General features: G+C 68.2%; 20 protein-coding genes. 4 read left to right on the top strand and 16 right to left on the bottom strand.

From position 1 onward, the window contains the following. Positions 1–38 precede the first annotated feature (38 nt). Positions 39–587, bottom strand: coding sequence for a GNAT family N-acetyltransferase (locus tag G3I17_RS10855; protein WP_343238263.1), 549 nt, complete (start codon positions 585–587; stop codon positions 39–41). 186 nt (positions 588–773) lie between these two features. Between G3I17_RS10855 and G3I17_RS10850 the strand changes: the two genes are divergently transcribed. Next, entirely contained in the window at positions 774–1601 is an 828-nt protein-coding gene (locus G3I17_RS10850; protein ID WP_164595837.1) for an acyltransferase domain-containing protein, read from the top strand. Here the strand turns inward: G3I17_RS10850 and G3I17_RS10845 are convergent. The 4 genes from G3I17_RS10845 to G3I17_RS10830 all read right to left on the bottom strand — a co-directional run bounded on the left by G3I17_RS10845 (position 1591) and on the right by G3I17_RS10830 (position 7354). Continuing rightward, positions 1591–2784 (bottom strand): hypothetical protein, encoded by a 1194-nt coding sequence (locus tag G3I17_RS10845; RefSeq protein WP_164595836.1) that lies wholly within the window; start codon positions 2782–2784, stop codon positions 1591–1593. The genes G3I17_RS10850 and G3I17_RS10845 overlap by 11 nt on opposite strands. A gap of 78 nt (positions 2785–2862) precedes the next feature. Beyond that, on the bottom strand, positions 2863–3501 hold the full coding sequence (locus tag G3I17_RS10840; protein ID WP_164595835.1) for a DedA family protein: 639 nt from the start codon (positions 3499–3501) through the stop codon (positions 2863–2865). Positions 3502–3555: 54 nt separating this feature from the next. Then, positions 3556–4527, bottom strand: coding sequence for an aminoglycoside phosphotransferase family protein (locus tag G3I17_RS10835; RefSeq protein ID WP_164595834.1), 972 nt, complete (start codon positions 4525–4527; stop codon positions 3556–3558). Between the two features lie 73 nt (positions 4528–4600). Further along, on the bottom strand, positions 4601–7354 hold the full coding sequence (locus G3I17_RS10830; protein WP_164595833.1) for a LuxR family transcriptional regulator: 2754 nt from the start codon (positions 7352–7354) through the stop codon (positions 4601–4603). A 100-nt stretch (positions 7355–7454) separates the two neighbouring features. Here G3I17_RS10830 and G3I17_RS10825 point away from each other — a divergent pair, with 100 nt between their 5' ends. Both G3I17_RS10825 and G3I17_RS10820 read left to right on the top strand, forming a co-directional pair. Beyond that, on the top strand, positions 7455–8522 hold the full coding sequence (locus G3I17_RS10825) for a class I SAM-dependent methyltransferase (RefSeq protein WP_164595832.1): 1068 nt from the start codon (positions 7455–7457) through the stop codon (positions 8520–8522). 48 nt (positions 8523–8570) lie between these two features. Further along, entirely contained in the window at positions 8571–10673 is a 2103-nt protein-coding gene (locus G3I17_RS10820) for an alpha/beta fold hydrolase (RefSeq protein WP_164595831.1), read from the top strand. Positions 10674–10688: 15 nt separating this feature from the next. Here the strand turns inward: G3I17_RS10820 and G3I17_RS10815 are convergent, their stop codons facing one another. The 8 genes from G3I17_RS10815 to G3I17_RS10780 all read right to left on the bottom strand — a co-directional run bounded on the left by G3I17_RS10815 (position 10689) and on the right by G3I17_RS10780 (position 17480). Beyond that, the gene (locus tag G3I17_RS10815) at positions 10689–11486 is read right to left on the bottom strand and encodes an ABC transporter permease subunit (RefSeq protein ID WP_164595830.1); all 798 of its coding nucleotides are present in this window, start codon (positions 11484–11486) and stop codon (positions 10689–10691) included. After that, positions 11470–12324 (bottom strand): 2-aminoethylphosphonate ABC transporter permease subunit, encoded by an 855-nt coding sequence (locus G3I17_RS10810; RefSeq protein WP_164595829.1) that lies wholly within the window; start codon positions 12322–12324, stop codon positions 11470–11472. Before G3I17_RS10810 ends, G3I17_RS10815 begins: the two co-directional genes overlap by 17 nt. Further along, positions 12324–13379, bottom strand: coding sequence for an ABC transporter ATP-binding protein (locus G3I17_RS10805; protein WP_164595828.1), 1056 nt, complete (start codon positions 13377–13379; stop codon positions 12324–12326). Before G3I17_RS10805 ends, G3I17_RS10810 begins: the two co-directional genes overlap by 1 nt. Further along, positions 13376–14416 carry a 2-aminoethylphosphonate ABC transporter substrate-binding protein gene (locus tag G3I17_RS10800; RefSeq protein ID WP_164595827.1) on the bottom strand — a complete coding sequence of 347 codons (1041 nt, stop codon included), beginning with the start codon at positions 14414–14416 and terminating at the stop codon, positions 13376–13378. Before G3I17_RS10800 ends, G3I17_RS10805 begins: the two co-directional genes overlap by 4 nt. 17 nt (positions 14417–14433) lie before the next feature. Beyond that, positions 14434–15102 (bottom strand): phosphonatase-like hydrolase, encoded by a 669-nt coding sequence (locus G3I17_RS10795; protein WP_343238273.1) that lies wholly within the window; start codon positions 15100–15102, stop codon positions 14434–14436. Continuing rightward, on the bottom strand, positions 15102–16202 hold the full coding sequence (locus G3I17_RS10790; RefSeq protein WP_164595825.1) for a TIGR03364 family FAD-dependent oxidoreductase: 1101 nt from the start codon (positions 16200–16202) through the stop codon (positions 15102–15104). The genes G3I17_RS10795 and G3I17_RS10790 overlap by 1 nt, the downstream gene beginning before the upstream one ends. Before the next feature lie 247 nt (positions 16203–16449). Continuing rightward, positions 16450–17151: a GntR family transcriptional regulator gene (locus G3I17_RS10785; RefSeq protein WP_164595824.1), complete on the bottom strand. Its 702-nt coding sequence runs from the start codon at positions 17149–17151 to the stop codon at positions 16450–16452. 149 nt (positions 17152–17300) lie between these two features. Then, positions 17301–17480, bottom strand: coding sequence for a DUF5302 domain-containing protein (locus G3I17_RS10780; RefSeq protein WP_164595823.1), 180 nt, complete (start codon positions 17478–17480; stop codon positions 17301–17303). A 169-nt stretch (positions 17481–17649) separates the two neighbouring features. Here G3I17_RS10780 and G3I17_RS10775 point away from each other — a divergent pair, with 169 nt between their 5' ends. After that, complete coding sequence (locus tag G3I17_RS10775; RefSeq protein WP_203590002.1) at positions 17650–18300, top strand: LysE family translocator; 651 nt, start codon at positions 17650–17652, stop codon at positions 18298–18300. Between the two features lie 315 nt (positions 18301–18615). Here G3I17_RS10775 and G3I17_RS10770 read toward each other — a convergent pair whose 3' ends face one another. Genes G3I17_RS10770 through G3I17_RS10760 form a run of 3 tightly spaced genes read right to left on the bottom strand, consistent with a single transcriptional unit; the run spans position 18616 to position 21192 of the window. Continuing rightward, positions 18616–19344, bottom strand: coding sequence for a class I SAM-dependent methyltransferase (locus tag G3I17_RS10770; protein ID WP_164595822.1), 729 nt, complete (start codon positions 19342–19344; stop codon positions 18616–18618). 50 nt (positions 19345–19394) lie between these two features. Further along, positions 19395–20387 (bottom strand): AraC family transcriptional regulator, encoded by a 993-nt coding sequence (locus G3I17_RS10765; RefSeq protein WP_164595821.1) that lies wholly within the window; start codon positions 20385–20387, stop codon positions 19395–19397. A 7-nt stretch (positions 20388–20394) separates the two neighbouring features. Continuing rightward, entirely contained in the window at positions 20395–21192 is a 798-nt protein-coding gene (locus G3I17_RS10760; protein WP_164595820.1) for an oxidoreductase, read from the bottom strand. Positions 21193–21304: the final 112 nt, after the last annotated feature.

The raw sequence follows: 21304 nt of genomic DNA, 5'->3' as shown, positions 1-21304 counted from the left end.
GCCCGGCACTCGCGCAGACCAGCCGGCCTGTCGCCAGGTCAGCGATCAGCGCTGAAAAGCGCTGCGTCCGGCCAAGCCATCCGAAGGCCGAGTGGAGTGCCGTTGAGGCGCGCCGGATCGCCACCGGGTGGCGCCACCGGTGCGGCCTCCACACAAGTCGCTCCGGACGCAAGGTAGAACTGCTGCGCCGCGGTGTTCTGTTCCAGCACCCACAGATACATCGAGTCGCCGGCCGCCTGATCGACCACGGCCTGTGCAGCGCGGCTCAGCAATTGCCTGCCGATGCCACCGCGTCGCCGATTGTGAACCACGTGCAGGTTGTCGACCAGGCTGCCCCAGTCCGGGTCGAGATCGAACTCCACGTGGACGAAACCCGCCAGCTCGCCGTCCTGCTCGGCAAGGATCGTCTCCGTACCGGCCGGGTCGACGAGCCGCTTCGACCACACCGAGACTCGCTCGGTGACCAGGTCACCATCGAGGAACGCCTCGGCGAACGCACCCCGATAGTGTCGCCGCCAGCTGTCCGCGTGCAGCATCGCGACCTGTTCGGCATCGTCGGCCCCCGCCGACCGGAACTGAAACGCCACGAACGCAATCCTATTGGCCCTTCAAGCCCAGCAACGTGCCTTCCGAATCGCGGACATAGACGACCCACCCCTGCCCCGGGATCTCCTGCACTTCGCCCGCGGTGGCGGAGATGGCCGGGCATGAGGGCAACGATATGGCTGGTATTGCGGAGGACTGGTAACTATCCAACGACTACGGTTGGACGCGTGACCACCGCTGAGGAGTATCGACTGCTGGGTTTCACCGACGCTGATCGGGAGGCGGCCGAGCAGTTCGACGCCGACCCGGTTGCCGTCGGGGAGCTGGCTGGGCAGATCCGGGCCGCGATCGGCACCTTCCCCGCCGAGGGCGAGTCGGTCAAGATGCCCGACGACCCACGGGTGACGGTGGCGGCGCTGTTGGAGACGCTGCCCGATATCCGGCGGTACCACCACCAGCGCGGAATCAGCGACGAGGTCAGCTGGGCGACGCTGGCCGACCTGGGCAAGCAGCTGGACGTGCATCGCCGGACCTTCGGGGAGTACGGGCTGGCGACGCACTGGTGGCTGGGGATCCACTGGACCGGGATGATCTTCGCGCTCGGCCGGCTGCAGTTCATGTTGCACCAGGTGCCGGACGGCAATCCGGTCCCCGGGACCGAGCAGGGCGAATGGGTGCTCGGGGTGCACATTCCGGAGACGGGCCCGTTGACGCCCAAGGCGATCGACGACAGCTTCACCCAGGCTCGCGAGTTCTTCCCGCGCGCCTTTCCGGAGTACCCGGTGAAGACCACCACCCTCGGCTCCTGGCTGCTCGACCCGTACCTGCTGGACAACCTTCCGCAGGAGTCCAACATGGTCCGCTTCGGCCGCCGCTTCATCCCGTACGGCGAACCGCGCGACTCCCAGGACAGCGCGATCTTCTTCACCTTCCGCAGCCACGACGTCGAGCGCCTGGACGAGTTCCCCCAGGACACCACGCTGCAACGCCTGATCGTCGCCCGCATCAAGGCCGGCGGCACCTGGCAGAACGCCTTCGGCTACCTCAAGCTCTAGCTGGCTGACGAGGTACGCCGTACTTCGTCAGCCAGCTGATCAGCTCGATGTTGGAGACGCAGCGGACATCGGGTTCGGTGCAGGTCTCCTTGACGAAGCTGGTCAGCGCGTCGGAGTACACGCTGTTGTTCCAGCGGTTGAAGTGGTTGCCGAGAAAGAGCGGCGGGTTGCCGCCGTTCCGGGAGCGGGCCAGCGCCAGGCGATAGGTGGCGAGCACCTGCGCCTTCAGTGCGGGTGCATGCGCCGCCGGCGCCTCGTGCGCCTCCGTCTGGCTGTACCAGAGGTTGTAGTCCATCGTCAGCGTGTTCTTGTGCGTCCCCGCGAGCTGCACGGACTGCAACGGGAAGTTCCAGAGCCCGTCCTCCTTCTTCGGCCACGCGATGTAGCCGGGCTCGGAGGCGTCGTACAGCATGCCGCGCTGCGCCATCATCTGCCGGTACGCCGGACGGTTGCCCTCGAGGCAGGGCGTACGCATCCCCTTGACCGTGCTCGGATCGAACGGCGGCGCGAGCGTCTTGCCCGCGGCCAGCGTCGGGCCGGTGCGCACCATCGAGTCGAACGCGGTCAGCTCGTTCGTCCATTGCGCGCCGGTCCAGCGGTCGACGCCGTCCTTGCCGCAGAAGTGCCCGTTGGCGTGGGTGCCGATCTCGTGTCCCTCGGCGATCGCCTGGCGCAGGACGACGGCCCGCCGCTGCACCTTGTCGGCGTCGCCCCAGCCGATGTCGGAGGAGCCGGGCTTCTTGTACGGCGGTCTGTAGTCGGTTTTGTGCGCCTGCGGGTAGAGGTACGGACCGGACAGGAAGAACGTCATCCGCGCGTTGACCTGCTTGGCGATGGACCGCCAGTGCGCCCACAGCGGGAGATCGCCCGCGCCGTCGAACGAGATGACGACGAACAGCGGCGGCTTGCCGTTCTTCAGGGTGGCCGGGAAACTGCGCGTCACCGGTGCGGCGTTCGGCGCTTTTACGCCGGGCGTGAGCGTGATCGACGGGTCCGGCGTCACGCTGGGAGTCGCGCTCGGCGTCTTGCTCGGCGTCACGGCCGGAGTCTTGCTCGGGGTTTCGCTCGGCGTCTCGCCCGGGCCCTGGCCGGGAGCACCTTCGAGGGGGACGTCGGCACAACCGCCCACCAGCGCCGCCAGTACGGCGGAACAGGTCAGCAAACGCAGTACTGCGGGCCTCACCACGCCTCTACTGACGCACGGCCCCTCGGCCGGATTGGCTGGGGACACGCGTTCGCACGGAAAGCGAACGGTTGATCGTTACCCGGCTGTGACCTTCGCTGCCGCCATCGCCTTGCGCTTGACGGCGATCCGGCGGGACGTCTCGATCACGAGCCCGATCGTGAAGGCCAGGCCGAGGCTGAACGCGAGTGCCTTGAGCGAGTCGTGCGCGAACGCGTCGCCGCCGATGTACCCGAGCAGGGCGACGTAGGTGTAGGCGACCGTGACGCCGGCGATGGTGAACAGGATGAACTTGCGGAACGAGTACGCCGTCGCGCCCGCGGTCAGGGTCGCCACCATCCGCGCGCCCGGGATGTAGCGCACCGTCATCAGGATCAACCCGCCGCGCGAGTGCAGCGCGTTGGAGACCTTCTCGAACATCCGTTGCCGCTTCTCCTGCCGGCGCATCCAGCGATGCAGCGCGGGGCCGGAACCGCGGCCGAGGAAGTAGCAGGCGGACTCGCCGATGACCGAGCCGACCATCGCGGCGACGATCACGAGCAGCAGGTTCTGGTGACCGGCAGCGGCCGCCATCCCGGCGGTGACGACCAGGCCTTCGCTCGGAATGACCGGGAAGACGGCGTCGATGGCGGCGGCCAGGAAAAGCACCAGGATCAGCCAGTGCGAAGCCATGGCGATCCCGAGGATGTGCCGAGCGGCCTCCATCAAATCAGTCATCGCAAGCCAGCATGCCATCAACTGTCAAACCGGTCCCCATCGGCAACGGCCTGTTCAGGCGGGGAAGTGCCAGGAATTCATCCTGAGGGCCAACAGAGTTTCCAGCGGCGCGTCGGCGAACTCGCCCGGATCGCCGTGCAGAGAGCGCTCCCAGACCAGCGCGCGAGCGACCTTGCCGATCCAGCAGGCCAGCTCGAGCTCGGCTAGCAGCTCGGCCGGGTTGCCGAACACCTCCAGGTAGGCGTCGCGCGGACGGCGTACCAGCTGATCGTCCGGATCGACGTCGAGGAGCTTGGTCAGCGCCAGGAGCGGTATCAGCATGCTGCTGAACGCGTGCGCGAGGACGCTGTCACCCCAGTCGTAGAACCGCACCGGGCCACCGGGCCGGCCGAGGATGTTGCTCGTGTGCAGGTCGTTGTGGTCGAGGCTCGCCCGGTCCGGCAGGTCGGCACAGCGCGTGGTGAACTCTTTGCGCTGCCCTGCCACCCACGTGTGCCGCTCCCGCGCCTCGGCGTCACCCTCCGCAGCCACGTAGCGGCCCGTAGCTTCCAGCGCCTCCTCGAACCGCTGCGGCATCACCGCCGGCCGCATATCGGTGACGCCCGTCGCGAGCAGGTCCTCGGCGTGCGGCATCAGGTCGAGCTGCAGTTGGGCGTACTGCGGAAGTACCTGCACCATCACCTCGGACAGGTCGTGGTCACCCAGCTGTTCCCGCAAGGTGGGACCACCATCCGGCAACAACACCCATCCGCGCTCCACGTCGGCGGCGATCGGGTCCAGCACGAAGCGCGGCACGATCGTCGCCAGCAGACGGTAGAGCTGTACTTCGAAGACCGTCTCCGGGCCAGGCGCCTTCAACCAGACCGGGCCCGCGGTGGTGTCGGCGCGCAGAACGGTCCCCCACGCTCGTACCCGGGGCTGGGTCAGCTCGCCGGTACGCGGGGTGCCCGCCGCGGCGAGTTGCTCGTCGAGCCAGGTCTGAGCTTGCCCGAGCCAATCGTCAGAGGTCCAGGTCGCAGCGTCCATAGCTGGACCATGCCACGACGCGCCCGCAAGCGCGGGCGAATTACGCCCGATCAGGCAGCTCGGCGATGGCCACTCAGCTGCGGTCCGGACCAGACTTCTCAAGGATGCCGGCCAGCTCGGTGCGGGAGTGGACGCCTAGCTTCGTGTAGACCTTGCGGAGGTGGTACTCGACCGTCTTGGGGCTCAGGAACAGCCGTGCCGCGACACTGCGGATGCTCTGACCGCTGGCGAGCAGTAGTGCGATCTGCCGCTCTTGCGGAGTCAGGTCGTCCGCAGTACTGGGCTCTCGGCGGCGTGCTGTCTCCCCTGTCGCCTTCAGCTCCGCAGCAGCCTGGTCGGCCCAGCCCGGCGCTCCTAGCTGGTCGAAGGCGGCTACTGCTTCGCGTAGCTGCTCGCGGGCGTCCACTCTCCGTCGTGTCCTGCGCAGCCAGCCGCCGTAGACCAGGCGGGTCCGTGCGGTCTCGAAGACATCCAGGGTGTGCGCATGCCACTCCAGTGCCTGCTGGAACTGCTGCTCGTCTTCGTCAACCAGCCCCAGCGCTCGGGCTGCTCGCGCCTGCGCCCACGGCTGTCCCTTCTCACCAGCCCGTACTGCGAACGCCCGCGCCGCCTTCGTAGCGTCCTCGACTCTCCCCAACCGCAGGTAGACCTCGACAAGCTCCGGTACCGGCGACAGGTCGGGGTCCAGCACGCCCAGCGAGGCCAGTACCTCAGCCAGCCGCTCGTACTGCGGTAGCGCTTGCTGCGGATCCCCTTTGCCCAGCTCAAGGTCGCCTAGCGCGAACAGCGACCAGACGAGCCCGAGGTGGATCTGTCGTTCCGCGCAGATCTCCATCGCCTCGGCCGCCAGTGCTCGGCACTCCGGCTCGCGTCCTTGGTGCGCCGACAGCCACGCCAGGCCGGCCAGGTTGATGGCGAGCTCGGTGGTCTGCCCGGTCTCCCGGCTCAGGCGGACACCTTCGTCGTACGACGCGGCTGCGTCGGCCCAGCGGTCGGTGGTCGCGTCGTCGCGGGCCAACTGGAAGAGCACTGCCGGTAGTACTCCGACAGCGACCTGGTCACGGCGTTCGCGCATCGCCTCTTCGATCAGGGCCCGGCCGGTGCCCGTTTCGCGGAGGAACATCGGCGCGAGCATCATCCAGACCTGCCGTCGGCGGTCGCGGTCCAAGGCGACCGACGGTGCCAGCGCGATGGCTTGGCGGATCTCCTCGGTGCCACCGCGGCCGGAGAGCACCTTGGCGACGCCACTGGCGAGCAGACCGATGACACGCGTGCTCGGGCGCTCGACCTGGGTCAGGAGGTCGACCAGGTCGTCTGAGGCCTTCAGCGCTGTGGGGGCGTCGCCTAGGCGGAAGCAGGCGTTGACCACGTCCGCGAGCAGGCCTACTGCTGCTTCGGGGTCGGTGGTCTCGGCCGCAGCGGCGACAAGGATGTCGCGGGCGCGTGCTGGCGAGCCGCACTTCACTGCGATGTCGCCGCGCAGCTCATTGGCTTGCGTGCGGATCTGGCTGGGTGGATCGAGGGTGAGCGCCTCATTGAGGAGGTTGTCGGCCCGCTCGGGTAACCCGGCGAACCAAGCTGCCTGACCGGCCGCGACCAGCCGCACCGCGCGAGCGCCCGTAGTACCGGTGAGGCGGGCGGAGCGCTCGTAGGCGGTGGCAGCTACTGCGTGTGCTCCTCTGTCGACGGCGTGGTCGCCTGCTAGCTCCAATGCGGCCGCCACTGCGTCATCTGTACCGAGCACTGTCTCCGAGAGGTGCCAGGCTCGGCGGTCGTCATCCTGTACCGCGTTGGCCACCGCGAGGTGCACTGCCCGACGGTGAGCGGGCTCGGCGCTCGCATAGATGGCAGACCGAACCAGCGGATGCCTGAACTCCACCCGCCCGTCCCTGAGCTGCACCAGGTCGGCCTGCTCCCCCTCAGCCAGTACTGCGACGTCGACGCCCAAGTCGGCACAAGCGCGGGCTACCACTCCCAACTCACCGTCATCCACCGAGGCAACCAGCAGTGCTATCTGCGCAGCCCCACTGAGCCGCTTAGCCCTTGCCGCAAAGGCATCTGCCAACAGTGCCGGCACAGGCACCGGTACACCCGGCGGAACCCGGCGCAGCTGCTCCGGATCCTTCGCGAGCTCCAGCAGCGCCAACGGATTCCCAGCCACCGTCCGATGCAGACTCGCCACCAGATCAACCGGCAGCCCACCCACCAACTCCTGAGCCGCCACCAGCCCCACCCCACCCAGCTCCAACTGCGGCAGATCCGCCTGAGCCAACGGATGCACCTCCCCCGACCGAGCCGCGATCACCAACCCGATCGGATCAGCCACCAACCGCCTGGCCGCGAACAACAACGCCTCCGCCGACGGCAGGTCGATCCACTGCGCGTCATCCACCAACACCACCACCGGCCCACCTTCGGCAAACCGGCAAACCAAACTCAACGTCGCCGCCCCCACTGCGAACCGCTCTTCCGCGCTGACCCCGCCCCGCTGTGCGCCGCCGCTCCCCTCCCCCGCAGGCGGAGAGGGCGGGACGAGTGCCAGGGCAGCAGCGAGTGCGTCTCGCTGCGGTGCGGGAATGCGACGGAGCTCCCCCAGCGCCGGCCGGAGGAGCTGGAGCAACGCACCGAAGGGAAGCTCCTGCTCGGCTTCGGTGCCGCGAGCCGTCAGGACGCGCAGGCCCGCGGCGAGCTTCGCCGTCTCGTCGACGAGGGCCGTCTTGCCGATCCCCGGTTCCCCGGTGATCAGCAGTACCCCGCTGGATCCCACCCGCGCCCCCGCGACCAGCCGTTCGATCGCCCGCCGTTCGGCCTCTCGCCCGATCAGCATGTCTGGCAGTACACCACCAACTGACCAGGTGGGTCACCTGATGCGAACAACGAGCGTCCGCTCCTAGGTTCGGCGTACAGATCCAGGGAGGGAACTGAAGATGACAACGGTTGCGATCGACATGGACAAGCTGATGGCTTTCGTCGGGCAGGCCGTGGGTGAGGTGGGCGCCACGCTGAACGCCGCGCTCGTGGTGATGGGGGACCGCCTCGGCTACTACCACGCACTCGCCGACGGGGGCGCGACCACACCGGCCGAACTGGCGGAGCGGACGAACACCAGCGAGCACTACACGCGCGAATGGCTCAACGCCCAGGCAGCAGGCGGGTTCGTCGAGTACGACCCGCACACAGGCAAGTACCTACTGCCACCAGAGCAGGCTGTAGCACTCACCGACGAGAGCAGCCCGGCGTTCCTGCCCGGCTTCTTCCAGATCGCTCTCGGTACCGTGCAGCACACCACCCAGACGATCGAGGCCGCCCGCAGCGGCGCTGGCATCGGCTGGCACGAGCACAGCTCCGACGTACACCTCGGCTGCGAGCGCTTCTTCCGCCCCGGCTACAACGCGAACCTGGTGGCCGGCTGGCTCCCCGCACTCGACGACGTAGTACAGAAGCTGGAGACCGGTGCGCGAGTGGCCGACATCGGCTGCGGACACGGCGCCTCGACCATCCTGATGGCACAGGCCTACCCGCAGTCCACCTTCACCGGCTCGGACTACCACCAGGGATCGATCGAGACCGCCCGCCAACGCGCTGCCGAGGCAGGGGTCGCGGATCGCGTGACGTTCGAGGTCGCCGCTGCGACGCAGTACAGCGGAAGCGACTACGACCTGGTGACCACCTTCGACGCGCTGCACGACATGGGCGACCCGGTCGGCGCCGCCAAGCACGTGCGCGACTCACTGGCGCCCGACGGCACGTGGATGGTCGTGGAGCCGATGGCAGGCGACCGTGTCGAGGACAACCTCAACCCGGTCGGCCGCGCGTACTACGGCTTCTCCACCCTGCTCTGCACTCCGGCCTCGCTGTCGCAGGACGTCGGCCTGGCACTGGGGACCCAGGCCGGCCCGGCCCGCATCCGCGACGTCACCACGGCGGCCGGCTTCACCCGGTTCCGTACTGCGGCCGAGACCCCGTTCAACCTGGTCTTCGAAGTCCGCCCCTGAGACAGTGCGGAGATGGGGGCGGAGATGGGGGCGGAAGTGGGGGCAGAGATGAAGCCAGAACGACCCGCTCGACCGGCCGACCAGGTGGGGACGGTCGAGCGGGACGGGGTGACCACCGCGTACCAGGTGTGGGACGGGCCCGCCGTCGAGAGGGGGAACGGCGGGCCCACGGTCGTCCTGCTGCCGACCTGGTCGATCGTGCCCTCGCGGATGTGGAAGGCGCAGGTCCCGTACCTGGCCAGGCACTTCCGCGTGGTCACCTTCGACGGCAGGGGCTCAGGTTCGTCCAGCAAGCCCGTTGGAGCGGCCGCCTATGCCGAGAGCGAGTACGTCGCGGACGCGTTCGCAGTACTGGATGCCGCCGGGGTGACCGAGTGCGTGGTGGTCGGGTTCTCGCGCGGGTGCCCCTGGGCGTTGCAGCTGGCTGCAGCACAGCCCACGCGAGTGCTCGGGGTGGTGTGTGTCGGTAGCGCCCCTGGGCTCGTGCCGGAGCCCAGGGGTCTGTGGGGCAAGCGGCAGGAGTCAGACGAGGGGTGGGCGAAGTACAACCGCTATTACTGGCAGGACGGCGGCTACGAAGAGTTCATTCGCTTCTTCTTCGGCCAACTGTTCAATGAGCCGCACTCCAGCAAGCAGATCGAGGACGGGATCCGCTGGGGCCTACAGATCGGCCCTGAACGCCTGGTGGACACAGAGGCCGCCCGCCAGGCCCACAGCCCGAGTCTGCCGCCGGTGGAGTGTCCTGTCCTCGTAGTGCACGGCTCAGACGACGCAGTACGACCGCTAGCTGAAGGCGAACGCCTTGCCGAGCTGACCGGCGGTTCGCTGGTAGTGGTCGAGGGTGGCGGCCATGCACCCCACGCACGCGATCCAGTGGTCTTCAACCGCCTGCTCAAGGACTTCGTAGATCGCGTAACACCACAGCAGCCGGTACGACGTACGTGGGTGCGCGCGCTCAACCGCCCACGGCGAGCCCTCTACCTGTCGTCACCGATCGGCCTGGGCCACGCCAAACGCGATCTCGCCATCGCCCGTGAACTCCGCCTGCTCCGCCCCGATCTCCAACTCGACTGGCTCGCCCAGCACCCCGTCACTCGCGTACTGGAGGATGCCGGCGAAACCTTGCACCCCGCCTCGTCGTGGCTGCTCAGCGAAGCGGCACACGTCGACTTCGAGGCCGACGAGCACGACCTGCACGCGTTCCAGACCGTCCGCCGGATGGACGAGCTGCTGATCGCGAACTTCCTCACCTTCGCCGACGTGGTCGATGACCGGCATTACGACCTGGTGATCGCCGACGAGGCCTGGGAGGTCGACTACTTCCTGCACGAGAACCCGGAACTCAAACACTTCGCCTACGCCTGGCTGACCGACTTCATCGGCTGGCTCCCGATGCCCGACGGCGGCCCCGCCGAAGCCGCGCTGACCGCCGACTACAACGCCGAGATGCTCGAACACCGAGCCCGCTACCCGCGCCTCCGCGACCACTCCCTCTTCGTCGGCGACCCAGAAGACATCGTCACCACGACCTTCGGCCCCGACCTCCCATCGATCCGCGACTGGGCCACCACCAACTACACGTTCACCGGCTACATCACCAGCACGCCGTCGGCTCCTCAGACCCGCGAACGGCTCGGCTACCGAACCGACCGCCTGCTGTGCGTGGTAAGCGTGGGTGGATCAGGTGTCGGCTCCGCACTCCTGCATCGGGTGCTGGAGGCGGTGCCGCTGGCTCGGCGGTTGGTGCCAGGTCTGGAGTTCGCGTTCGTCACCGGCCCTCGCATCGACCCGGCCGAACTGCCAACCACCCCGGGCGTCACCGTCCACGGCTACCTGCCAAACCTCCAGGAGCACCTGGCCGTGGCCGACCTCGCAATCACCCAAGGCGGCCTCACCACCTGCATGGAGCTGACGGCCCTGCGGATCCCCTTCATCTACATCCCACTGCGCCACCACTTCGAACAGAACTTCCACGTCCGCCACCGCCTCGACCGTCACAACGCCGGCCACCACCTGACCTACGAGGAAGCCTCGAACCCCGACGCGCTGGCCGAAGCCATCGCCAAGAGACTCACTCGATCGGTCGACTACCTCCCCATCGCCACCGACGGAGCCGCCCGAGCCGCCACCCTCCTCAACGAACTCCTTTGACGATGGGCGAGCTCGTCAGCGCTCCACCGAGCGACCGCGCAAACGATCCAGCGTGATGACCAGTACTACGGTCACCGCGAGAAGGACCAGCGACTCGGCGGCCGCGGTGAAGGTCTGGCCCCGGTCGGTGAGCGCGAAGACGCTGACCGGCAAGGTCCGCCAGGACGCCGGGTAGACCATGATCGTTGCCCCGACCTCGCCCATCGACAACGCGATCGAGAGGCTGGCGGCGGAGACTATCGCCGGGCGCAACATCGGTAGCCGGATCTGCCACAGGACTCGGGCCGGCGACGCGCCGAGGGACGCCGCGACGTCGGCGTACGCGTCGTCGGTTCGTTGCAGTGCCGCGGCAACCGTTCCGTAGCTGAAGGCAACCATCAGGACGAGGTGCGCGATCACCACGATCCACTTGGTGCCGTTGAGCAGTACGGGTTGGCGCGAGAAGGCAACGAGCAGGCTGAGACCGACCACCACCGACGGTACTGCGATCGGCAGATGATGCAGCGCATCGGCGAACCGGGCCAACGGCTTGGGCGCACTCCGGGCGGCGAGCGCGGCCCACGTCCCCAGTGCTACGGCGAGCAGCCCGCCGAGGAACGCCGTCTGCAAGCTGACCGTGAGCGAAGCCAACTCGTCACCCGACAACGCCTCCGTCAGATGTGAGCCGGTCGGATCGGAGGGGAAGACCCCGTTCCAGCTGCCCGCGAAGGCAGCCGCCGCGACCACGACGAAGGGGGCCAGCACGAGTACGCCGAAGACCAGCCCGAAGGCGATCCAGGTGACGATCTTGCCGGGCTTAGTCCAGAGCAGCACGGCGGCCTCCTTGCCGGGTCAGCGCCGCTCGCAGAGCGACGTACAGGCCGACCGAAAGCAGCACCTGAACGACGGCGATCACGCACGCGCCCGGGTAGTCGAACATCACGATGCCCTTGGTGTGCACGAGCATCGGCAGCGTCGTGGTGTCCCGCGCGCCGAGGAACAGCACGATGCCGAACTCGTTGAGCGTCAGCAGCAAGGTCAACCCGCCACCGGCCGCGAGGGCCGGCTTGACCTCGGGCAGCACGACTTGCCGCAGTACTCGCCAAGGACCGCCGCCGAGACTCGCCGCGACGTCCAGCTGGACTCGCGGGATCTGCGCCATCGCGCCGAGCAGCGGCCGCATCACGAACGGCGTGTAGAAGGTGATCTCGGCCAGGATCACCGCCCACGGCGTGGTCAGGAAGCCACTGCCGCCGACCAGCGACCCCAGGACGCCGGCTGATCCGTAGATGAACGTGAACGACAACGCGACCAGGAACGACGGCAGTGCGAGCATCGCGTCGACCAGCCCCGAGATCACCCGCGCGCCCGGGAACGGTACGAAGCTGATCACCACGGCGAGGAATGTCCCCACCAGCAGGCAGCCGATCGTCGAGCAGACAGCGATCTGTACGGTCCGGACGAGCGCGTCGCGGAACTCGACCGACCCGATCACCTCGCGCCAGGTTGCGAACCCGCCGGTGAACGACTCGCCCGCGACCAGCACGAGCGGATAGACGACCAGCCCCGCAAGCACCAGCAGCGGCGGCAGCAACCAGACCGTCCTACTGACCCGCCTACTCGCGGTTTGGTTGCCTAGGGCAATGGGCACCCCAAGAACGTCGGCGGCCATCAGCGACCCTCCGCGGCGACCAGCGTGCAAGCCTCGACCGGCAACTCGATGGACACCTTCGCCCCAACCTCAGGTACCCGCCCATCAGCCGGCACGTCGACCTGCACCGGCACCCCCGGCAACCCGTCGATCGTGCAGGTAAGCCTGCTGGAAGCACCCCTCCACTGCGCCGCCACCAACTGCCCCGGCCACCCACCATCGCTGGCCAGCTTGATCGCATGCGGGCGAATGCAGAGCAGGAGCCCCCCGCCGGTCGGCCGGGCACCCGCATGCGGTCCCAGCCCCAACATTGTCTGGCCCGCCAAGCGGACTCCTCCGTCCACCACATCCACCGGAAGGAGGTTGGCCCCACCCAGGAACGACGCGGTGAAGGCCGACGGCGGCGCGGCATACAGGTCGGCCGCCGGCGCGATGTCGACAAGTCGAGCATCGCGCATCACCGCGATCCGGTCGGCCAGCGCGAGCGCCTCCGACTGATCGTGCGTGACGTAGATGATCGCGACGTCGGGCACCTCGCGCCGGAGCTTCTGCAACTCGCCGAGCATGTCCGCGCGCAACTGTGCGTCCAACGCGGCCAACGGCTCGTCCAGCAACAACACCGGCGGCTGGATCGCGAGCGCCCGTGCGATCGCCACCCGCTGCTGCTGCCCACCGGACAGCTCCCGCGGGTACCGCCGCGCGAACTTCGCCATCCCGACCATCTCGAGCATCTCGCCGACCCGCCGAGCGACCTCCGCCTTCGGCTTACGAGCGGCCCGCAGCCCGAACGCCACGTTGTCGGCCACTCGCAGATGCGGGAACAGCGCGTACTGCTGGACCACCACCCCGATACCTCGCCGAGCAGGCGGTACGTCGGTGACGTCCTTGCCGTCCAGCCAGATCCGGCCGCGACTCGGCCGGACAAAGCCCGCGACCGCCTTGAGCGCGGTGGACTTGCCCGAGCCCGAAGGTCCGAGCAACGCCACCGTCTCACCGGCTGCGACGGTGAGGTCGAGCCCTTCCAGCGCGACAGTGTGACCGAAGTGCACGGTCACGTCCTCGAGCCGAACGGTCATCCCTGGACTGCCTTGTTGTACGCGGCGACATCCGCGTCGAGGTCGGCGAGCACGGCGTTCCAGTCGGGCTGCCAGATCTCGACCCCGGCCGTCGCCTTCTGCGCCGCCTGGAAGTTCGCATCGGTCGGCTTCACGTCCGAGCGGGCCGGCAGCCCGAACGCGTCGCTGGCCGCGGTCTGCTGCGCCTCGGGCGAGAGCAGGTACGTCATCAGCTTCTCGCCGCCGTCCTTGTTCGGCGCGCCCGCGCCGAGCCCCATCACGTACGGCAGGGCGACGGTACTGCGCTTGCCGTCGGCCGTCGCCGGGAACAGCAAGGTGAAGGCCGACTTGGCGGCGGAGATCGAGGTCAGGTTCATCTGGACGTCGCCGTTCGCGACCCAGATCTCCCCCTTGCTCACCTTCGGCTGAAGCTTGCCCGTCGACGCCGACGGCCCGACGTTGTTGGCCTCGAGCTTCTTCAGGTAGTCGAGCGCGCCCTGCTTGCCGAGCAGGTGCTGCAGCAACAGCAGGACCGCAGTACCGTCGCCCGCTTGGCCTGGTGTCGAGTACTGGAGCTTGCCCTTGAAGCGCGGGTCGAGCAGATCGTCGAAGGTCTTCGGAGTCTGACCGGCCCTGGCCGAGTTGACGATGAAGGCGAGGTAGTTGTCGATCACGGTCACGTAGTCGGCGGCCTTGGGACCCTTGACCTGATCGCTGCCGGGCACCTGGTAATCCTGCAGCAGCTTGTCGGCCGACGCCTTCTGGATGAACGGCGGCAACGTGATGACGACGTCGGCCTGCGGGTTCGACTTCTCCTTCTGCAACCGGGAGACGACCTCGCCGGAGCCGGCCTCGACCAGCTGGACCTTGGTCCCGGTCTGCTTGGTGAAGGCTTCGAACCGGGTCTTGTACCAGTCGGCCAGACCGTCGGCGCTGTAGACGGTGACGGTCTTGCCACCGGAGTCGCCGGTAGAGGCAGCGCCGGTACCGCCGCAGGCGACCAGCGAGGTGAGCAGGGCACCGGCGAGCAGACCGGTGAGGGCACGCGAGCGGAACATCGCAAACTCCGTCTTGGCTAGTAGTGGAGCAGACCGGGCAGATCCCGGACAGACTCGAGGACGTGCGTGGCACCCGCGGCGTTGAGCTGATCGTTGCCATGGGCACCGGTAAGGACCCCGGCGACGATCCCGGCGCCGGCCCGGATCCCCGTGGTCATGTCATAGGCGGTGTCACCGGCCACGGCCACGTTGGCCACGGCGTCGGCTTTCAGCTCGAGCAGTGCTTTGAGGACCATGTCCGGGTACGGCCGGCCGCGACCCGCCTGCGCCGGGCAGAGGGTCAGGTCGGCGAGGTTCTTCCAGCCGAGCGCGCCGAGGATCCGCTGCTGGGTCGTCTCGGAGAACCCGGTGGTCAGACAGACCTTGATACCGAGCTCCCGGATCTCCCGGATCGCGTCCTCCGCGCCGTCGATCGGCGCGCTGTGACCTTCGTCGACCAGCGTTCCGTAGGCGGTCTCGAAGGCCTTGTTCGCCTGCTGGGCGGCGGCTTCGTCGTTGTCGAGCAGGTGCCGGAAGACGGTGATCTTCGACTCCCCCATCGTCGCCCGGACATGCGCCAGCATCTCGTCGTACCGCGGGCCGCCAAACTCGATGCCCTGGGCACCGATCGCCTGGGTGAAGGCCTTCTCGACCAGCCCGTCGTCGGCGACCGTCGTACCGGCCATGTCGAGCACTACGAGCTGGATCACAGTCCTGCCTCCAGGTAGCTGGTTTCGGCGATCGCGGGCGACATGGTCATGCCGCGGCCGCCCGGACCGGTGACGAGCGTGACGTGCTCGCCGACGGTCTGCCGGACGACGATCTCGGCTTCGGTGGCCTGCGAGTAGACGCCCGCCCACCGGCGTACGACGGGTGGTAGCTCGCGGCCGAGGATGCTCTCGACCGTCGTCTTCAGGTAGTCGTAGGGATCACTCTGGACGTCGAAGCCGAACGGTTCGGCGTACTCGTGCGTGTCACCGATCGTCAGCCCGCCGTCGGCCCGCTGGACCATCAGTAGCTGCATCGCGTTGTCGGCGGCAACAGTTGCCTGAGGCGTCTGCTTGAGCGTGTCGAGCGCCGTTCCCTGGTACGCCGGGTAGTAGCGGAAACTGTCCGCATCGGCCACGGCCGTCGTGAGCTGCTCGCCCAGCGGGGCGGTCTGCATCATCTGCAGCCGGACCCGGCGGACCGGCAACTCGCCGGCCAGCTCACGGATCAGGCCGCTGTGCCAGGCGCCCGTGCAGAGGAAGATCTCGTCGGCCGCGTGGATCTCACCATGGTCGTCCCTGACCTCGCCGGTACTGACCTCGCGGACCTCACGACCCGGGACGAACTGGTACCGACCGGACTTCTCCAGTTCGGCCCGCAACTCGGGGAGCACCTTGCGCGGCTCGACGATCGCGTCACGCTCGCACCAGAGCGCGCCGAGCAGCTCGCCCTTCAGAGCCGGGTTGCGCAGACGGGTCTGCTCGGCGTCGAGAAGCTGGAATCCACGGGCGGCCGCTTCGGGCGTGCTCGCGGCCTCCTTCGCGACGGCCAGCTCGTCGTCGGTTCGGCAGACGGTCAGCGATCCCGCCGGCCGGAAACCGATCCCCGGGACGGCCTCCCACAGCTCCCTGGCCCGCAGCGCCGTCTCGAGCTCAGCGCCCACGGCCCGGCCGCTCACCCAGACCAGCCCGAAGTTCCGCACACTCGCGCCGCGGCCCTCACGCTCCCGCTCGATCTGTACGACGTCGTACCCGCGTCTCACCCCCTCCCAGGCATGAAACGTCCCCAGCACCCCGCCACCGACCACAACAATCCGCATGCCCGAAAGATTGGTCCGGACCAATTACCGACAACCCGACACACCCCGAAGACCAGATGAACCCAAAGCAAACATCCGACGCCCCCACCCGCCCCACTTTGCACATCCCAGCCGCGCCGTTTGAGGGGTTAACCCCTCGAACGGTGGGTTGCCTGCTCGGATTCTGGCGAGGCAACCCACCGTCTCGGGGGTTAACCCCCGAGACGTCGCGCGGGCGCGGGCGCTCGGCGGCGTAGTACGGGCGGGGCTAGGGGCGGAGGGTGGCTCGGAAGCCGACTCGGTCGCCTCGGTAGAGGGAGCGGACCGACTCGATCGGGCGGCCGTCGGTGTCGCGGCTGGTGCGGTGCAGGAGCAGCATCGGGAGCGACTGGGTCGCCTTGAGCAGGTCGGCCTCGCGAGGAGTGGCGATCACCGTCTCGACCAGCTCCTCCCCCTCACCGAAGCGGACGCCGAGCTCATCGGTCAGGCAGCGATACAGCGACCCCTCCGGCTTCAGCACCTCGCGCAACGTCGGGAAACGCGCCACCGACATGTACGTCGTCTCGAGCCCGATCGGCTGCCCGTCCGCGAGCAGTACCCGCTCCAGCCGATGCACCGGGTCGCCGACCGCGATCCCGAGCTGCTCGGCCAGCAACTCCTCCGCCTCGATCTCCTCGAAGGCGACCACCTCACGCCCAGGCTCCTGCCCCTGCGCCCGTAACGCCTCCGTGTAGCTCACCAGCGCCAGCGGCTGGATCAGCTTCGGCGTCGCCACGAACGTCCCCTGCCCCTGCCGCGCCCGCAGCCGGCCGTCCGCGATCAGCTCCCGGATCGCCTGCCGCATCGTCCACCGGGAGACCCCGAACTCCTTGGCCAGCGTCCGCTCGGGTGGCAGCGCGGAGCCCTCACCGAGCCGTTCGAGCAGCTCGACGAGCCGGGTCTTGACGGCGAAATGCAGCGGCACGGTCACCCGGCAGACGATAACCGAGCCACCCCGTCCCCAGCTGCCAGGCTTCCCGCCGCCAACGCCTGGCACTGCGGGCCGCGTTCGAAGTACGGGGAAAAGCTAGAGCCCCGGGCGGCAACCCGGGGCTCGAGATGGATGGATGGCGGCGGAAATCAGCTGCCGGACTTGCGCCGGAACTGGCGCTTCTGCTTGTCGTTGTGCGCCTCGCCGACACCCTCGTGCCGCGGCCCGCTACCGGGGTGCGACTCGTGGGTCTTGTTCTTCTTGGCGAGCGCCTCACGGAACTTCTTCTGCAGATCGTCCTTGGCCGGCTCGCTGGGCGTGTCGCTCATACCGTCTCCTTCAAACCGTCAGGCATTTCATCCTCTAGCCAACCAATTGTGACTGCCCCCGCGCCAGTGAATATCGGCGGGGCCGTCTCAGCGTCAGTAAATCACTCCGGCCGGGTACCCGGCGGCTGTTAGTTTCACTGCGTCGGTAGCGGCGTCGGAAGGGGCAGTCATGGTGGTCAGCACCGAGGCAGTGATCGGGATCGCGCTGGTCGAGCTCGGCCTGGTCGTCATCCCCGGGCCGAACATGATCTACCTCGTCTCGCGCTCGGTCGTCCAGGGACGCCGCGCCGGGCTCACCTCACTCGCAGGCGTCGGCGTCGGCTTCCTCGCCTACCTGCTGGCCGCGACCGCCGGCCTGGCGACTCTCTTCGCCCTCGTCCCCGAGATCTACCTGACCCTGAAGCTCGCCGGCGCCGCGTACCTGCTCTGGCTCGCCTGGAACGCCTTCCGCCCCGGCGGCAACTCCAGCTTCACCCCCGGCGAACTCGCGCCGGATCGCCCCCGGAAACTCTTCGGCATGGGCCTGCTGACCTGCCTGCTCAACCCGAAGATCGCGATCCTCTACATCTCGCTGCTCCCCCAGTTCGTCGACCCGTCGCGCGGCCAGGTCGGCCTCCAGAGCCTCCTCCTCGGCCTCACCCAACTGGCAGTAGGCGTCGCGGTGAACGCGATCTTCGTCATCACCGCAGGCTCGGTAGCGACCTTCTTCACCCGCAAACCCCTCTGGTCCCACATCCACCGCTACCTGACCGGCACCGCCCTGGCCGTCTTCGCCGTGAAACTCGCCACAGACCGCACCCAGCCCGTCGCCGCTCCGTAGTACCGGCAACACCCCGCGCAGTCACCGGCACCCCACGTTCACGAACCGCCGCCGCGCCTCCACCCAGCGCAGCCGATCCCGCGAAATCTCAAGCGCTTGAGCCACTTGCCGCCCTCCTGGCGCTTGGGTGCCGACGTACATTTATCGATACGGCCCCCGGACCGACCGGCAAGACTGAAACCGCCCCTCTCAGCGTGGCGATCATCCACCGGTACGACGCTCCGCCCGGCCGACCCACCACCCTCGAGGTGGTCCCCCTGACAGGTCAGGGTGCCGGTGATCCCCATCCCCTGCCCGGCACCCTGGCCGCTCCACCTAGTCGACGCGACTGGCAACGAAAACGAACTCGAGGCCCGGGCGATCCGGCGCATCCCGTACTTCGTCAACCGCGAACCCCGCCCGCGCCAGCGACTCCTCAACCTCAACCCGGGACCGAAACCTCAACGTCGACTCCGAAGTCAACGTCGCGCCGTCCTCCGCAAAAACGTAAGTCCACTTGAACTTCACCAGTGGCAACCGAACCTCCAGCAAGTCGGCCCAGGTCTCCACGACGCCGACCTCAGGCAGCTCGACCCGCTGATAGGTCTCCTCCCGATTCCACCCCAGCCATGCCTCGCGCGCAGGATCCCTTGTCTCGAAGACAAATCGCCCGCCCGGTACCAGCGACCGCCGTACTGCGCCCAGCGTCGCCGTCCACTCCGCGTCGTCCACAAAGACTTGCGCCACATTCCCCGTCATCACCGCCAACTCAACCTCCAACGGCGGCAGCGCCTCAGCATCCCCATGAACCCACCGAACCCGCTCAGCCCCCACCTTCCCCCGAGCAACCTCCAACGAAGCCAACGCCGGATCCACCCCCACCACCTCAACCCCACGCCCGGCCAGCATCAAGGCAAGTACTCCCGTCCCACACCCCACATCCACCACCCGCCGCGCACCGAACTCCTCCACCATCCCCAGATAGGCCTCAAGATCCGCCCGCCCCACCTCCAGCGAGTCATAGATCTCCACCAACCGAGGCACCTCGAACAACGCATCAGCCATACCCACGACCGTAGGCGCCCTTCGCCCACCCGACGACCGAATTCCCACGCTCAGGTGTTGGCGCCGGATCGGACGGTTTCAGGGGTTTGGCCGGTCCAGCCGTTGAAGGCCCGATAGAAGGAGGTCGTGTCGTCGTAGCCGAGCAGGTACGCGATCTCCGGGGTGGTCATCGTCGAGGTGGTCAGGTAGTGACGGGCGAGGGATTCGCGGGTGGCGCGGAGGATCGACTGGAAAGCGGTGGATTCCAGTTGCAGCCGGCGCTGCAGGGTCCTCGTGCTGACAGCCAGCTCTCTGGCCACCGAAACAGTGGTCGCCGCGCCCGCGGGCAGGAGTTTCAGCAGGGCGGCGTGGACGAGTTCAGCAGTCGACGTCCCCTGGTCGAGGTCGGCGAGGCGACGGCGCAGGTCGGGTTCGAAGTACTCCCACATACGCTCGTTGGCGGTGAGGAACGGCCGGTCGGCGTCGCGATCGTCGAAGGTGATCGACCAGTGAGGACCATGCGTGATCGGAACCCCGGCGTACTGCGCGTACTGATCCCGCACGTCGGGCGGAAGGGCGACCGGCGCCGTCAACCGCAGCGGGCGCACCTCCGCCCGCGTCCCGATCCGCGCCAGCGCCACCCAGAACAGGAGCTCGGTGAGTGCGTAGACCTCGGGCGGCTCATCAGGCCAGACGAGCTCGATCGTCATACTGCCGCCCGACGCGCGGACCGTGAGCCGCAGCGGCCCGATCAGCCTTTTGTAGTGGGCGATCCGGCTCACCGCGACGGCGAGCGACGGGCTGCAGAAGGCCGCGAAGAGTGGTGGGTCGAAGACCTCCGCCGAGATCGTCCGGGCGATCGTGATCGGCAGGAGTTCGTCGGCGACGTCCTCGGCCAACGCCTGCCACAGCGCGTAGTACTCGGTCGGTGTCAGCTCGACGGTCCCACCCGCGAAGAGACCTTGGGGCAGCCGGGCGCGTTGCAGTACTGCGGGAAGCGAGGCGCCGAGGTCGGTCAGGAGAGCCCGCACCGAGGAGCCCAGGATGTAGTTGCCGAGGCTCATACCTGACTCATACCTGGCTCATCACGACGCGATCGTAGACCCGATCGCCGAACCACTTGCGGGTGAGGATCAGGAGCCTCGCGTACTTCCCCGCGACGTACCGGGTCCGCGGGCGCCGAGCGCCGACCGCCTTCGCGATGACACCGGCGAGCTTAGCGGCCGAGGTCCCGCCCGAGGCGTAGCTGCCCTGCGTCGCCGCGCCGACCTTCCTGGCGAGGCCGGCGTAGGGACCGTTGCCCGATCGCGCCATCATCGGCTCGGCCAGCACGGCCCCGAACTCGGTCGCGATGATGCCCGGCTCGATCACCACCACGTCGATGCCGAACTGCTTCAGCTCGAGCCGCAGACAGTCGGACCAGCCCTCCACCGCGTGCTTGGAGGCGTGGTACCAGGAGCCGAGCGGGGTGTAGATCTTCCCACCCATCGAGGACAGGTTGACGATCCTCCCCGCCCCACGCGCCCGCATCCCCGGCAGTACGAGCTGGGTCAGTCGAGCCATCCCGAACAGATTCACCTCGAACTGGTACCGCGCGTCGGCGAGCGCCGTGTCCTCCATCGCCCCGTACAACCCGAAGCCGGCGTTGTTGACCAGCACGTCGACGTCCCCGACCTGCTCGACCAGCCTGACCAGATCGTCTTCCTGGGTGACATCCACAGCGACCACCGTGGCGCCCAGCTTCTCCAGATCCCGCATCTGCTCAACCCGCCGCGCGGCGGCGTACACGGTGTATCCCTCAGCCAGCAACCTGACCGCAGTCGCCTTCCCCATCCCGGACGAGGCCCCGGTCACCAGCACCACAGTCATCCCTGTACCTCCTCAGCAGCCGGCCCCAACGACCAGCCACCCCCCGACGCTAACCCGCCCCACTCCCCCAACCATTGACCGATCACGCCAACATCTTTCCCAACCGCGCCAC

The sequence above is a fragment of the Streptomyces sp. SID13031 genome, assembly GCF_010548305.1.
Lineage (GTDB): Bacteria > Actinomycetota > Actinomycetes > Propionibacteriales > Kribbellaceae > Kribbella.
This window is presented reverse-complemented; position numbering and strand designations above follow the sequence as displayed.

Coding starts and splice junctions, on each gene's coding strand:
- G3I17_RS10840 (WP_164595835.1), bottom strand. CDS start 3,501: ATGACTGATTTGATGGAGGCCGCTCGGCACATCCTCGGGATCGCCATG.
- G3I17_RS10835 (WP_164595834.1), bottom strand. CDS start 4,527: ATGGACGCTGCGACCTGGACCTCTGACGATTGGCTCGGGCAAGCTCAG.
- G3I17_RS10830 (WP_164595833.1), bottom strand. CDS start 7,354: ATGCTGATCGGGCGAGAGGCCGAACGGCGGGCGATCGAACGGCTGGTC.
- G3I17_RS10825 (WP_164595832.1), top strand. CDS start 7,455: ATGACAACGGTTGCGATCGACATGGACAAGCTGATGGCTTTCGTCGGG.
- G3I17_RS10820 (WP_164595831.1), top strand. CDS start 8,571: ATGAAGCCAGAACGACCCGCTCGACCGGCCGACCAGGTGGGGACGGTC.
- G3I17_RS10810 (WP_164595829.1), bottom strand. CDS start 12,324: ATGGCCGCCGACGTTCTTGGGGTGCCCATTGCCCTAGGCAACCAAACC.
- G3I17_RS10805 (WP_164595828.1), bottom strand. CDS start 13,379: ATGACCGTTCGGCTCGAGGACGTGACCGTGCACTTCGGTCACACTGTC.
- G3I17_RS10800 (WP_164595827.1), bottom strand. CDS start 14,416: ATGTTCCGCTCGCGTGCCCTCACCGGTCTGCTCGCCGGTGCCCTGCTC.
- G3I17_RS10790 (WP_164595825.1), bottom strand. CDS start 16,202: ATGCGGATTGTTGTGGTCGGTGGCGGGGTGCTGGGGACGTTTCATGCC.
- G3I17_RS10780 (WP_164595823.1), bottom strand. CDS start 17,480: ATGAGCGACACGCCCAGCGAGCCGGCCAAGGACGATCTGCAGAAGAAG.
- G3I17_RS10775 (WP_203590002.1), top strand. CDS start 17,650: ATGGTGGTCAGCACCGAGGCAGTGATCGGGATCGCGCTGGTCGAGCTC.
- G3I17_RS10770 (WP_164595822.1), bottom strand. CDS start 19,344: ATGGCTGATGCGTTGTTCGAGGTGCCTCGGTTGGTGGAGATCTATGAC.
- G3I17_RS10765 (WP_164595821.1), bottom strand. CDS start 20,387: ATGAGCCTCGGCAACTACATCCTGGGCTCCTCGGTGCGGGCTCTCCTG.
- G3I17_RS10760 (WP_164595820.1), bottom strand. CDS start 21,192: ATGACTGTGGTGCTGGTGACCGGGGCCTCGTCCGGGATGGGGAAGGCG.